The organism is Lysinibacillus sp. CNPSo 3705, assembly GCF_028674935.1.
Lineage (GTDB): Bacteria > Bacillota > Bacilli > Bacillales_A > Planococcaceae > Lysinibacillus.
Window position 1 is genome coordinate 22930 of the sequence record NZ_JAQZSD010000044.1, and the last position, 13624, is coordinate 36553.

Annotated in this window: 14 protein-coding genes; 5 read left to right on the forward strand and 9 right to left on the reverse strand. The window is 33.7% G+C overall.

From position 1 onward, the window contains the following. Positions 1-785: 785 nt before the first annotated feature. The gene (locus PVA17_RS17250) at positions 786-3884 is read right to left on the reverse strand and encodes a hybrid sensor histidine kinase/response regulator (RefSeq protein WP_274068396.1); all 3099 of its coding nucleotides are present in this window, start codon (positions 3882-3884) and stop codon (positions 786-788) included. Between the two features lie 314 nt (positions 3885-4198). Continuing rightward, entirely contained in the window at positions 4199-4609 is a 411-nt protein-coding gene (locus tag PVA17_RS17255; protein WP_274068397.1) for an NUDIX domain-containing protein, read from the reverse strand. A 170-nt stretch (positions 4610-4779) separates the two neighbouring features. On the opposite strand from PVA17_RS17255, the gene PVA17_RS17260 reads away from it, so the two are divergent. Then, the gene (locus PVA17_RS17260) at positions 4780-4884 is read left to right on the forward strand and encodes a YjcZ family sporulation protein (protein WP_274068398.1); all 105 of its coding nucleotides are present in this window, start codon (positions 4780-4782) and stop codon (positions 4882-4884) included. Positions 4885-5224: 340 nt separating this feature from the next. Here PVA17_RS17260 and PVA17_RS17265 read toward each other — a convergent pair whose 3' ends face one another. Then, on the reverse strand, positions 5225-5779 hold the full coding sequence (locus PVA17_RS17265; protein ID WP_274068407.1) for a GNAT family N-acetyltransferase: 555 nt from the start codon (positions 5777-5779) through the stop codon (positions 5225-5227). Between the two features lie 712 nt (positions 5780-6491). Between PVA17_RS17265 and PVA17_RS17270 the strand changes: the two genes are divergently transcribed. After that, positions 6492-6626: a hypothetical protein gene (locus tag PVA17_RS17270; RefSeq protein ID WP_274068399.1), complete on the forward strand. Its 135-nt coding sequence runs from the start codon at positions 6492-6494 to the stop codon at positions 6624-6626. Between the two features lie 183 nt (positions 6627-6809). Here the strand turns inward: PVA17_RS17270 and PVA17_RS17275 are convergent, their stop codons facing one another. The 5 genes from PVA17_RS17275 to PVA17_RS17295 all read right to left on the reverse strand — a co-directional run bounded on the left by PVA17_RS17275 (position 6810) and on the right by PVA17_RS17295 (position 10664). Continuing rightward, positions 6810-7361 carry a hypothetical protein gene (locus tag PVA17_RS17275; protein ID WP_274068400.1) on the reverse strand — a complete coding sequence of 184 codons (552 nt, stop codon included), beginning with the start codon at positions 7359-7361 and terminating at the stop codon, positions 6810-6812. Positions 7362-7395: 34 nt separating this feature from the next. After that, positions 7396-7872: a GNAT family N-acetyltransferase gene (locus PVA17_RS17280; RefSeq protein WP_274068401.1), complete on the reverse strand. Its 477-nt coding sequence runs from the start codon at positions 7870-7872 to the stop codon at positions 7396-7398. A 213-nt stretch (positions 7873-8085) separates the two neighbouring features. Further along, positions 8086-8697 (reverse strand): class I SAM-dependent methyltransferase, encoded by a 612-nt coding sequence (locus PVA17_RS17285; protein WP_274068402.1) that lies wholly within the window; start codon positions 8695-8697, stop codon positions 8086-8088. Positions 8698-9005: 308 nt separating this feature from the next. Further along, on the reverse strand, positions 9006-9791 hold the full coding sequence (gdh, locus tag PVA17_RS17290; protein ID WP_274068403.1) for a glucose 1-dehydrogenase: 786 nt from the start codon (positions 9789-9791) through the stop codon (positions 9006-9008). Positions 9792-9806: 15 nt separating this feature from the next. Next, entirely contained in the window at positions 9807-10664 is an 858-nt protein-coding gene (locus tag PVA17_RS17295) for a RhaT/GlcU family sugar-proton symporter (RefSeq protein WP_132357969.1), read from the reverse strand. 487 nt (positions 10665-11151) lie between these two features. Here PVA17_RS17295 and PVA17_RS17300 point away from each other — a divergent pair, with 487 nt between their 5' ends. Continuing rightward, a complete protein-coding gene (locus PVA17_RS17300; protein WP_142508002.1) occupies positions 11152-11298 on the forward strand; it encodes a YjcZ family sporulation protein in 147 nt (48 codons plus the stop codon). Between the two features lie 331 nt (positions 11299-11629). Here PVA17_RS17300 and PVA17_RS17305 read toward each other — a convergent pair whose 3' ends face one another. Further along, complete coding sequence (locus tag PVA17_RS17305) at positions 11630-11836, reverse strand: hypothetical protein (protein WP_274068404.1); 207 nt, start codon at positions 11834-11836, stop codon at positions 11630-11632. 465 nt (positions 11837-12301) lie between these two features. Here PVA17_RS17305 and PVA17_RS17310 point away from each other — a divergent pair, with 465 nt between their 5' ends. Together PVA17_RS17310 and PVA17_RS17315 are read left to right on the forward strand one after the other, a co-directional pair. Next, a complete protein-coding gene (locus PVA17_RS17310; protein WP_132357975.1) occupies positions 12302-12493 on the forward strand; it encodes a hypothetical protein in 192 nt (63 codons plus the stop codon). 225 nt (positions 12494-12718) lie between these two features. After that, positions 12719-13450, forward strand: a complete 732-nt coding sequence (locus PVA17_RS17315; protein WP_274068405.1) for an alpha/beta hydrolase — start codon at positions 12719-12721, stop codon at positions 13448-13450. Positions 13451-13624 lie beyond the last annotated feature (174 nt).

Sequence of the window (13624 nt, forward strand, 5' to 3'; positions counted from 1 at the left end):
ATCTGTTTGCATTACGGACCTTAGAATAGTTCATTTATAGATACAGAGACAATATACTTTATTCCAATTTTCAATCCTTATTCACTTATAATAGAAACCAATAAAACTATTCGCATTCTATGGATTATTGGTGATGAAAACCCTAAAACCGTATATTTTAGTTCTTATGCTCATGTTTTATGGCTGTTGTTAATTTTAATGCTTCATTCACTGCCCAGCTTTGATGTTCGTGGAATAAGCAATCAATTGCTTGCATTGGTTCAATCCATTTTAGGAAGTGGTCAATTTCAAATGGTTTACTACTTATTTGTCTACCCTTATCGCATAAATAAAAATAACCTTCGCTATGGTACTATTTATTGTCATTTGTAGAATAAAAATATCTCTGGGCACACCCTATAAAATGACCTATATTAATATCCATTCCCATCTCTTCAAGGGCTTCTCTTTTTAAACATTCCTCGTGAGACTCGTTTTTTCCATTCCAACACCAGGGAGGAAAAATTTATCATCACTTGTTTGAATAATCGCTATTTTTTCTTTCTGACTATTGAACATTAGACAATAAACAGCAGGTCTCCATATGTAGTCTATGCCTTCTTTTTTCTAACCGAATGTAATAATACCCACCATTAATGCTCCTCTGTCTCTGATTCGCTATTTGTTTTATCATTACGTACTAAATTGCTACGAAAGTTAAAGAAAAAACCCTGCAAAAACAGGATTTCAAACAAAATCTACTTTATTTTAAATGATCAATCTTATGAGAAAACTACAACAAACATTTACTTTAATTTTTCCTTCTTTTTATGAACAACAAACGAAATCACTGTCCCTTGGTTTGGTTTACTTTTTATTTGAAGTCCCTTACCATAATGTTGTTTTAATCGAAGATCTGTATTAAGCAATCCAATGCCAGTTGAAGTCTCTGATTTTCTGTCTAGTAATCGTTCCATTGTAGCCTCATCCATTCCAATACCATTATCTGACACAGTGATCTCAATGTACCTGTCGTAATCTACAATGCGAATATGAATATTCCCGCCATTTTCACGAGGCAAAATACCATGTTTCAAAGCATTTTCAATTAATGGTTGAATGGTCAGTGATGGAATCATGACGTCTGTGGAAACTTCTAAATCCCACGTTACATTGATACGCTCCCCAAAACGTTCTTTATGAATATACAAATAGGATCGAACAAGATTTAACTCATCCTCAATTGGAACAAGTTCATCAATATTCTGGAACTTAAATGATTCCCTTAAGAAATCACACAGTGCTTCAAGTAGCTTACTAGTACGTTCAATATCAATATCACTTAATGTAATAATGGCATTTAGTGTATTGAAAAGAAAATGCGGCTGTATTTGTGCCTGAAGCCAAGCTGCCTCCATTTGAAGCCTTTCTTGTGCAGATTGTTTAACATCGGTTAGTGCTTTTACTCTTGATCGTAGCTCTAAAGCGTCCACAGGCTTCATGACGTAATCATTAGCACCAGATAAAAATCCATTTTCAATGTCTTGAGACTGACTTCTTGCCGTAAGGAGTAACACTGGAAGTTCTGTTATTGAAAATTGCTGACGAATTGCACGTACTAATTCGTACCCTGACATATTTGGCATCATCACGTCTGAAATAACCAAATCCCACTCTTGAGACATTAATATTTCTAGAGCTTTACTACCACTTGTAACCGTTACTAGGTCGTATTTTTCTATTGAAAGTATTGTTTCGATAACTCTTAAGTTCACTGGATCATCATCGACGACCAAAACGCTAGGTCGATTTGCTTCAATGATTGAATGGTTTTCAGTTCGATTATCGAATAGAATTGGAGAAGTAGCTACTACTGACTCTTCCTTCGCATTTGATAATAGAACCTCATGTTCTGTAGCATTTTCCTCATCAGGTAAGTCTGATATTGGTAATGTGAAAGTAAATTCAGACCCTTCCCCTACAACTGAATGTACCTGTAATGATCCCCCATGTAGTTCAACTAATCGTTTACTAATACTAAGTCCTAGCCCAAATCCGCCTTCAATCATTGCCTTACTAAGGGTACCCTGCTCATATGGTTTAAATATACGTTGAATGGTGTCCTCATCAATACCAATACCAGTATCCGAAATCACAATTTCTGCCATACCGTTTTTCACATGACCTACTATTGTCACTTCACCTTCGTTCGTGTATTTCACCGCATTATGAAGAAGATTGAAAACAATTTGAATAACTCTATTTTCATCAGCAACTACTTTTGGAAAATTTTCAGGAATTTGATGAATTAACTGAATCTGCTTTCCTTCCTTCATAACATAGAGCATATCTAATACACCCGATACAATTGGCTGAATCGAAAATGTTTTAAAGTTTAGTTTGGGATTATTTTCTTTTAAACTCATAACATCTAGTAAATCATTTAACATTAATGACATACGCCTTCCGACAGATAGCACTGTTTCTAAATCCTTGACACTTTTATCACTGAGTACACGATTTTCCCTTTCCAAAACAGCTTTTGACATGTTAAGGATCCCATGAAGTGGATTGCGTAATTCATGTGACGTATTGGCAAGGAATTCATCCTTTAATTTATCTGTCTTTTGGAGCTTCATAGCAAGTTCCTTCGTTTCGGAATGGACTTTAGCATATCCTTTAAACCATAAAATAGCCAAACAAGCCACTGTAATAACAATATCAAATGGATACATAATTATTTTAATGCCAAAAATAAGAAGTAAGCCATCCCATATAAGATTATTACCAAATGCTAAAATGGCAAACAGTAAAAAAATATTACTTTTAATCTCTTTAATTGATTCTCGCATTACTGTTAGAATCGTTATAACGATCGGGATTCCTAAAATCATAATGAAAATGCCTTGATTGAATACTACATAGCGAGTAGGTAATACGATGGTCAATAATGATGCGATAGCACAGAAAATACTAAACAAGCGAATATATTTTCTCACATGCTGAGGTAACCAATGTTTTATGCATTGAAGCAGTGAGAAACCAATGCCAATCATAGAAAGATGAACTAATTTAAAAGCCCAATCGTAACTAATCGGAAACCAATAAGATAATAATTTGTCTTCGCTTCCTAATAGGAAATAAACCATACTATTAATCGATAACAAGGAAAAGTAAAGCAATCTTCTTTCTTCCATGATTCCTACAAAAAATAAGATAATGGAATAGATAGCATGTAGTAAAAAAACTACTGCTACTAGTTGTTGCATATTGATCGACAATTGAGTTTCCCGAGCTAATATATCTTCTTTTCCTAATTTAATGGAGCGAACAATTCCACCGTCACGAGGGTCCTTATAATTTGAAGCCTGAACAATAATTTCGATTTCTTTGTGACCGTTTGCTTCAAAGGATGCAGTATATGGAACATTTCTGGCAACCGCCTTTTCTGCATCCTCCCCTATTTCACCCGATTTTGCCAACGGCCGACCATTTACATATAAAACTGAAGAACTTCGCACACTCGGAACTCGAATACTAAAAGTAATATTGTCTTCTGGATTGACGAGTAATTTTAAGCGATAAGTACCGTAACCATAAGGGCTCCCCTCTCCCTCTTGTAAAGAAGAGCTCCAACCTTTAGGAACCTGTATGTATTTTGCATGATTCTTCGTAGATTCGATATGCTTTTCTTCACTAATTAACCAATAATAAGGATAAAATTCCCACTCCCCATCAAGTGTAAGAGCATGACCATCATTAAAATTCCAATTTCTTAAATCCATTTGCCCTTTAACAGCATGTGGTTGATCTGTATTATTAAATAAGCTCAGCCATAAAATTCGTGAGCCTGTTAGAAAAATGATAAACAAGCAAATGATGAGAACAATTTTTCTCTTTTTCATTAGGAATAATTGTCAAAAGGTAGTTTATGTTTTTCTGTTATAACACAAGCTCCTTAGGCAAAACCACACCTCCTACGATATATTATCGTATCAGAGTTACCATTACTTTTAAATCTATTTCTTAAACTAAAATCCGAATTTTACAAGGTATTAGTTTTGACCTTTTATACAACAGGAAGAAGGCTTTTTGATATCTGCTGTTTAGGCATCACTGAAAGTAGTTACCTGATTTTAGGGTGGCACAGCATGCTAAAATGCAACAGCTCTCACTATCATACGGAGTACCATCTAAATCAAATAAATTTCCTTTAAAATTACGATAGCTTTAACTGTTTTAGAGCATAATCTGTTGTTATTGTAATATTTTCAGGTATTTCGTCTATTGCGAACCAATGTACTTTTTCTAAAGCATGCGGTTCTTTATTTCGCACTTCCCCATTCGTAATACGAGCAGCGAAAGTAGGTGCTACATAATGAATATCTTCAGTTTGGATAATATGATTGGTTACACATACTAATCCTGTTATTTCGATGTCCACTCCAAGCTCTTCCTTAATTTCTCGTATAATCGCGTTTTCTATTGTTTCCATATAGTCAACCTTGCCACCAGGTAAACTCCAACAGCCGGCTTCAGGTGCTTTTTTTCGTAAAACAAGTAAAATTTTATTTTCCTCATTCTGGATAACTGCTCCCACGCCTACCTTTGGTAATTTTCCATTTTCCATTAATCTTTTCCTCCTCTATCAAAACTAACCTCTATCGTCGAAAGTTTGTCACTTTTTTTACAAAGGTCTTTTTATCTTAATTGCAAATTTATTTCTTTAAGTTAGATGATTACCTTCTCTCCTTTTTACCGCTTTACGTATTATAGATTGTAGAAAGGAGGTAAGTTATTATGGGCTGTTCAGGTAATGGTTACGGCACAGGGTCCGCATTTGCCCTAATTGTAGTATTATTTATTCTTTTAATTATCGTTGGCGCAACTTTCATTAGTTACTAAAAAACGACACTACCAAAATCTCAATTGCTCATACTTAAAAATAATTTATCCCTAACCTTCTAAGAATACTCAGAGTCACTATCCTCCGGTGACTCTTTTTCTTTCTAAAGATAACATCTAACGACAAAAAGCAATAACATCACTAAAGCTTTTCAGTAATCTGCTGAATCTACACCATTCTCAACACCGTTTATTCATTTAAAAAAATGTTTCCCTCCTTTATTTAAATAATCAAACATTCCTATTATATCAACTTTAGGAATATTAAGGGAGTCGAACTTTTCGCGAGAATCTCGGTTATTACATCGTTTTTATGATAAAAACCAAGACAGTCGCTATTCTATCTTGGTCCTGCCATTTTATGATTTTTAACCTTTAGTAAAGAAAAGATATTAGTATCATACGGAACACCGTTTTGGTGCATATAATTTTTTAATATCCCTTCTTTTTTAAAGCCTAATTTGGTTAGTAGTTTATTCGAAGCTTCATTTTCAGTAAATACAATAGCTCCAATACGCATTAAATCCATTTCTTGAAAGCCGAATGATAGCACTCTATTTACAGCTTCCTTTGCATACCCTTTTCCCCAGCTTTCAGGAAAAAGTGCATAGCTGATATCAGCTCTTTTATGCTCAGTAGACCATTCCTGAAAACCAATAGTACCAATAATTCCTTCTTGGTCCTTTAATGCAATTCCCCATTTTATGCCACGTTTTTCACCATAATTCTTTGAAAAATTGTTAATGATTCGTTTAACCTGCTCTAAACTTGTTAACGGATTTTGCCCATAATGGCGTAATACATCAGCATTAGAAAAGCAATCTAAAACATCTTGGGCGTCATGCTCAGTAAGTTCTCTTAACACTAAACGTTCAGTATTTAAAACAGGAAACATCATCTTCACTCCACTTCTAAATAAGGTATTATTTAACTATACCTAATAAAACGAAAGTTGCAAAACTAATTTTATATTACTATGTTTATTCAATAAATTTTGTAAAAATAATAACTTGGCCGAGACGATTCCTATACTAATGAAAATGCAAAATAGCTCTTAATAGATTGATAATGAAATAGTCCTCTCCATCTAACCAACTTCTTAAAATGTAATCCTCAACTCGTAGCGCTGATCTAATTATCATTACTTCAGGGTTAATCCCACCATACATAAGGTGATTGGCCCTGCGTTCATTACTCTATACAACATAGTATAAAGAAAAAAGGAAGTATCATTTGTTTTTTGCTGTAATATTAATCGCACAGCATTGTCCCTGTTTGATAGCACTGTATTCTCTATTTCACCAATGATACAAATTCGCCACTGTAGCTTATCAGCCCTTAATTGTGGCGCTTGCTTATATGGACCTAGACGAAATGGGTAATCCCACATTCCATCGTATAGATATTTATTTCAAAATGATTGAAAAGACAAACTGTAGAAATGGCTACAGGTATATGTGAACCACATTTTAAAATAACAGTAGAAGTAATAACATCAAAAAAGTAAAAGTATTATAAAAGCTGTTACGTATTGCTACAGCATTTTATAATATATATTACTTTTCTTCGAATAATCCTGCTATAAATTTTAGAAGGAGGGGTTTGTTTTGATTTATCCATCTTATGGAGTAAATACACCAGGTACAAATTTTGCCGTTACTATTGTTTTATTCGTGCTATTGATTATTGCCGGTCTTGGCTTATTTTATTTATTAAGAACTTTAGTATGGACTAGTGCGTAGTCTTGCCTATTATCACTAATACTCAAAAAATAAAGTGTGTTGGCTACTTTTTTACTAAGTCTTCATAAAATTAAATCAAAGAATGGGCAACCGAACTATAGAAACTACGTTTGGTTCCATTCTAGGGCTTACGTGTACACGGAAGTCCTTTTTTCATGTTTTCAAAAACACGTATGTTGGGAACTATCCTTGTCTTTCTAATAAACTTTTAAAAAATATTGATTTTAATATAATTGGATTAATACTCTTAATTTCTTCAATAAACATTTTAGTTTTATTGTTAATTTCATTTGTAAACTGTTCTTTTATAATTGGAATATCGTGAAAGGAACCATACATTGCGCCCCTTAAAAATTTATCCTCTATACATATTAGGCTATTCAGTGAAGATCCTATTTCACAATCCCGTTTTGTTACTTTTATTAGATCATTTTTTATTTTAAGCTCCAACCAAGACGAATTATTTTCTATATATTTTAAAGCGATATAATTGTGATAATCTAGTAAAGTAACAACATCATTTAATAGTTTAAAGTGAGTAAGAATAAGTTCAGAATAAATTCTTTTGGTTGATAAAGGGATATTATCCGGTGGGTATGGAATAAAATTGTGTCCACCTACGTTTAGGGTAAAAAGACCATAAATTTGATTGTATTCTTTGTCGAAAGTCAAAACATCTAATTCCCTTAACTCGTCTACATCATCCTCAAAAATCTCATATTTAATTTCGAACAATTTTAGTCACCATCATATACAAGGTATTTTTCCATCAAATGTTTAATTTCATTTTTCTACTCACGCTATTCATTTCAAAATGTTTATAAAAATCAATAGCTTTCGTATTGAATTCCCAAACGTTTAACTCAATTGAATTAACCTCTCTTTCTTTGGCCCAAGTAATACAAGCAGTAAATAATATTTTTCCAATTCCTTTTCGCTGTAGTTCAGCTTTTACACCAAAATCGTGTATGTACGCATATTTCCGGGGAACAAGCGACTCGAAAGATGGAGAAGTTTCAACACTTATGACTGCGAAACCTACTACAATTTCATCTTCCTTCGCAATTAGAATATCACTCACTTCGTTGCCAATTAGTTCTTGATAATACGTTTCAGGCATTACTGACTCCACACTTTTAAAAATCGTTGGTTCCTCCATCACATGCTCTTCATGCCCTTCTTTTACTAGCTCATTCACCGGTAAATAATCTTCATCTGTTGCAATAAAAACCTTGATTGTCATCATTTAAGCCCCCTCATTTTAATTTACTTTTAAGAGATCATGGTATTAAAGAATAAGGAATTTTAATTAATCTTAATATTGGTTCATCATCAAATGTTGTGAATGACTTTTGTTAAATGTCTACTATGTAAATAGTTGATTGGAGTGGAGACTGGGCGACTCCCCGGGGGTCAAATCATCATTTAATGGTTCGAAAATATAAGGCTATTTCGTCACTTAATTTATCTTTCCAATTATTATTTTCCTATACATCCCATTTAGCATTAAAGATGTATCTTCTTTTACTACTATATTTTCAGGTGATATTTCTTCAAAGCTTCGGCCAATATCAGTTCCTAATATGCTAATAATGGGTCTTAGCAACATTTTGGGTATGGACAGTTTTTTGTTTTTAGGGGCAAATTTATCGAAAACTATTATTTCCCCTTCTTGCTTTAATACCCTTGCCATCTCTTGAAAACATTTAGTTGCATCAGGTACTACTGAAAGGATTAAACTAGCTATGACATAGTCAAACGATTCATTTTCAAATTCAATATTTTGAGCATCCATTTCTAAGAATGTTATGGTAGAATTTTCGAACTTCTTTTTTGCTTTTCCGAGCATATCAGGTGAATAATCAATAGCCGTTATATTTAGGTTAGCGTGATTTATCAGCTCTAAATCTGCTCCTGTTCCTACACCAACAAACAGGATCTTTTGTTGATTATTGAATGGTATGGATTGAAATATTTGTTTTCGAGCATTTAAAAATCCCCCGGAATTAAAGAACTTATCGTAAATTGGAGAACCAAACTTATATATAAATTTATTCCAAGAATTATTCAATCGTCTTCACTCCCACCACATAAATTATCCCCTCTTAATCCTATAATACATCCTATCCTTCTCCTTTTGTAAAAAATCTCCTATTTAATAAACCTTTGACGATAAGTAAAAAAAACCGATTATTCATTTTTATAAATGGGTACCGGTCTTTTGTTTATCTTAAAAAATTTGTGCATCCATAGATTAATAAAGTCTCCCCATTATGTAATTTTCCTTCGTAATTTCAAACCTCAACAAAGTCGCTTCTTGACAAATAAAAAAGGCATCAAGAAACAGAAGCCCTTGAAACCTTTTTTAGTACGATTTTCTTATCCACGACCAGCTTGGAATTCCGGATATAAAGTCATTCCACCATCCGCAAAAAGAGTAATGCCGGTTACATAACTAGCTTGAGATGAAGCAAGCCATACTGCGACAGCGGCAATTTCTTCTGGCTTTCCGATATACCCCATCGGAATCATACTTTCCACATCTGCACGTTTTGCTGGATCTGCAAATTTTTCTGCATTTATAGGCGTATTGATCGCTCCAGGTCCAATGTTATTGACACGAATTCCTTTTGGAGCATATTCTAACGCTAAAGTTTCAGTCATTAATTTTATGCCTCCTTTACTAGCCGCATAATGCACAAATAAAGGCCAAGGAATTTTCTCATGAACACTGGACATATTGATAACAGTACCTTTAATATTGTTCTCTACGAAGTATTTAATCGCTTCTCGACTTCCTAAAAAGGCACCTGTTAAATTTGTATTGATGACTTTATTCCAATCACTTAACGGCATTTCATGAGAAGCTACTGGATTTTCTATACCCGCATTATTAATCATTACATCGATAGTCCCAAACTCTTTTATAGCTGTTTGAACGAGATTGATGACATCCGCTTCCACTGTAACATCACCTTGTACAGCAATGGCCTCCCCACCGGCTTTTTTAACCTCTTCCACTACAGCATTTATATCCGCTTCATTTGATCGATAATTAATAACTACTTTCGCTTTTTCTGCAGCAAAGCGAATGCCCATTGCTTTACCTAGTCCCGTTGCAGCACCTGTAATGACAACAACTTTTCCTTCTAAATCTGGATACATACAAGGCCCTCCCTTTTATCTTTTTGCAATCCCTAACATAATTCCAGCAGCGACTATAAAAGCGATACCGATGAAAATGGCGATAAGTTGCCGCTTGGTTTTTTTCTCACCTAATATAAAAATTCCGCCTAGAGTAGCAATAACGATCCCCATTTGGGAAAGAGAAAAACTTGTTGCGACCCCTACACGTGGCTGAGAAATAAATAAAAACATATTTCCGGCAGCCCATATTAAACCCGGAATAATATTACGAAACGCATATTTGTTAAATGGTTTATGCTTAAATGTTAATAAAACTCCACCTATTACCATCCCGATTGCTTGCGGCAATAATGCAGACCATCCACTTACATTGAATAAGCGTACAATCACCACGTATACTAAATATCCAAAAGTGGAAACAAGTAAAATTAAAATTCCTTTTTTCAAATTGCTTCCATGTTCTTCTTTTTTCTCCTCTGGATTTGGAAGAGATGTAAGAACGATACCAATTAGTATACTGATAAGGGCAAGAATTCCTAATATAACCGACATTGTTGTCGACCATTCATGGAACACAATGACACCAAATAAAGTTGTTGATACTAATTGTAACCCTGTTGAAATAGGCATTGTTTTGGAAACACCAATTAAATCAATACTTTTCAATTGGTTTACTTGGCCTAATGCCCAAAAGAGACCGGATACAATCCCGACTCCAAACACTATAGGAGATAACTCAGGCTTTACAAAAAAGTAAATACCTATAGAGAAAATAAGTGCACCAAATGTTGTTCCAAGTACTTGACTATAGGGTCCGCCACCAAGCTTGACGTTAAATAATACAATACTTCCCCAAAAGAGAGCTGGTAATAATGCTAAGATAATGTCCATTTCTTTAAACTTTTCACCTCTTTAAATACTTTATTAAATTCTGATTGCTGTCACTCGATATACTTTTTTATGATGCACTAAAGGAAATTTTTTATACTTTTAGTTTAGAATCACTTTTTAAGTTTGTTAGGCAAAACTTTCACTTTCGTAACGCAAAATAACCAAGACAGCACTTAAGCTATCTTGGTTCAATAGTTAAATCATAATTGCAGTTGGATCATTTACATTCTTTTTTATTTCTTATACTAAGGCATTCCACTCTGCAAAAGTAGTTATCTCATCATAATAATATAGTAAGCTAATTTTTTAGCTTCACCGCCTTGAATTGTTACTAAGGGTCACTTCCGTACGGTGGCCCTTTTTTATTTCTCAAGTTTATCGAACATTTTTCCAAAATATCCAATTCTAAAGTGCATTTTGTAGGATAAATACCTTTCCCACTTTCTAAAACGATACATATTATAGGAGTAGAAAGGAGGAATGCATCATGGGATGCTTCGGAAACTATGGCAATTTTAACAATTGTTGCTACGGAGGTTATAGCTATGGAGGTGGCAATAACGGTTCAACATTTGTTCTAATTGTTGTTCTGTTCATTCTGTTAATTATTGTCGGCGCTACTTTCATATATTAAACCTTTATAAGAAAAATTCTTTGGAGCTATTTAAAAACAATATACTGAGCGGGAATTTTTCCCTATACAAGTTCATTCAAGGTCACTTCCACAGAGTGACCTTTTTACTAATGAAAACATTCAAATGAAAACGTATCTAGCTATTACCAACAAATCATTCTTTCATCTTATGGCACTAGATAATTAAATCCTAACTTCAAGATAAGAATCAATTTCCTCCGATGACCCTTTTTATATTGCAAGTCACTTTTTAAAAGGTAGTGCACATTATTTTTTCTTAGCTAAAATAATACCAATGCTTTATAAAGAGAATACCGTTTGTTTTTTTAAATTAGTAATAGCGTGGGTTCGGATGCTGGTGATGGTGGTGGTGGTGCGGATGTCGATGATGTGTTGGATATGTTGTATGTGTTGGGTAGTAATGCATTGGGTAGTAATGGTGGGTTGGATAAAAATGGGCTGGAGAAGTAACCGGATAATATGGATGTCTCCCACCATGTTGTCCTCCATAACCATCATGTCCGTAATCGTATCGCATAATTTTTCCTCCTTTCGATTTCGATATAGGTTATGCTATAAAAGCATTAACAGTCTACGCAAATGCCTATGCTAGTCAAATTGCCTCCCCTTCACACCTCAAACAAAAGACAAGGACCATTCCAACTAATCATTCAACTTTCATTACGTATAAATCGGTCATGTAAAGGTAATAAAAGAAAAAAGAGCTCACTTTAGTCAACACATTGAATAGATCCTTTAATCGTTAGAGACAAACAATAATAACAATCCGAAACCGCGAGCAATTCATACCCATTTTCACAGTAAACTCCTCTAGCATAAATTAATGGTTTAGTTCCAACCCTCTAAACATTTCGGCAACAACTCGAATCCATTTATAGATATATTTACCACACTTTCTAAATTACTCCCTAAACTATGTTATAATTTCAATGTACATAGCAGTAAAAAATTAATATTATCCAGTAATAAGGAGCGATTATACATGGTAGATAAAAAATGTAAAAAATGCGGGAGTACTCAATTTACAGAAGCCACAGACTATATGCCTATTAAGCCAAGTAAAGGTTCATTTAGAGGCGCAAACAAGATTTATACATTTTGCTTAGATTGTGGTGAAGTTGATTCAATTCGTATAGAAAATACAATTATTTTTAAAAAAATAGTTGAAAATTAACGGTACTGAGCACGCAAAATACTTGATTGTATGTGTTCTCGTAAAAGAGGCGAACAATTTAAAAGACTGTACGCCAAATTAAAAAAGTGGATGATTAAGTTAATGGTAGTGCAATTAAATAAATCAGCAATTATTTGTATTGGTTTAAGTGGCTAAATTAAGGTATATACATTTGTAATATTCGAAATGACCATTTATTTATATTCCTTGGGGGATAAATTGTATATGATAAAAAATAATTTTAAAATAGACAACATTCCAGCAATTTTGTGGGGTGATAAATCAGATAAGTTATTTGTGGTGGTGCATGGTAACACGTCAAATAAGGCAGATGACTCGATTATTGTATTTGCAGAAGAAGCAACAGCAGTAGGTTATCAAGTGCTTAGTTTTGATTTACCTCAACACGGTGACCGTAAGGATGATACTTATCTTTGCAAAGTTCAAAACTGTGTTCAAGATCTTAATACAATAATGACCTATGCAAAATCGTTATCAAATAATATAAGCATTTTTGCTTGTAGCATGGGAGCATATTTTAGCCTATTAGAATATAGCCATGAGCCATTGAAGCAGTGTGTGTTTCTCTCTCCTGTAGTAAATATGGAACGTATCATAAATAATATGATGACTTGGTTTAATGTAAGTGAGAGTAGACTAAAAATAGAGAAAGAAATTTCTACACCTATTGGACAAACTCTCTATTGGGATTACTATTGTTATGTGAAAGAACATCCTATTGTTGCTTGGAATATTCCAACTTCAATTCTCTATGGTTCAGAAGATAACTTATGTGAGTTTGACGTCGTATCTGAATTTAATAAACGTTTTAACTGTAATTTGCAAGTAATGGAAAATGGAGAACACTATTTCCATTCCGAGGAACAGTTGCAGTATTTCAGACAATGGCTGAAAAACATATTTACGTTAAATGATAAAAAAATGATTGATGTATAAAAAAAGAGAGTTAAGGGAAGTCAAAATGGCTTCCCTTAAAAGTTATTTACTACTATTAAATGTAATTCTATTTATTGGATCTACGTCAAGATTGTAGACACACTCAAGTTAATTTTTTGTGTTGCGCAACGTCCATTTTTGGAGTGTTCCACATCCCGAGTAGACCGTCAAAGT

Bases quoted from the DNA above. Each gene is read 5' to 3' on its own strand.
- PVA17_RS17250 (WP_274068396.1), bottom strand. From the start codon at position 3,884: ATGAAAAAGAGAAAAATTGTTCTCATCATTTGCTTGTTTATCATTTTT.
- PVA17_RS17255 (WP_274068397.1), bottom strand. From the start codon at position 4,609: ATGGAAAATGGAAAATTACCAAAGGTAGGCGTGGGAGCAGTTATCCAG.
- PVA17_RS17260 (WP_274068398.1), top strand. From the start codon at position 4,780: ATGGGCTGTTCAGGTAATGGTTACGGCACAGGGTCCGCATTTGCCCTA.
- PVA17_RS17265 (WP_274068407.1), bottom strand. From the start codon at position 5,779: ATGTTTCCTGTTTTAAATACTGAACGTTTAGTGTTAAGAGAACTTACT.
- PVA17_RS17280 (WP_274068401.1), bottom strand. From the start codon at position 7,872: ATGATGACAATCAAGGTTTTTATTGCAACAGATGAAGATTATTTACCG.
- gdh (WP_274068403.1), bottom strand. From the start codon at position 9,791: ATGTATCCAGATTTAGAAGGAAAAGTTGTTGTCATTACAGGTGCTGCA.
- PVA17_RS17295 (WP_132357969.1), bottom strand. From the start codon at position 10,664: ATGGACATTATCTTAGCATTATTACCAGCTCTCTTTTGGGGAAGTATT.
- PVA17_RS17300 (WP_142508002.1), top strand. From the start codon at position 11,152: ATGGGATGCTTCGGAAACTATGGCAATTTTAACAATTGTTGCTACGGA.
- PVA17_RS17305 (WP_274068404.1), bottom strand. From the start codon at position 11,836: ATGCGATACGATTACGGACATGATGGTTATGGAGGACAACATGGTGGG.
- PVA17_RS17310 (WP_132357975.1), top strand. From the start codon at position 12,302: ATGGTAGATAAAAAATGTAAAAAATGCGGGAGTACTCAATTTACAGAA.
- PVA17_RS17315 (WP_274068405.1), top strand. From the start codon at position 12,719: ATGATAAAAAATAATTTTAAAATAGACAACATTCCAGCAATTTTGTGG.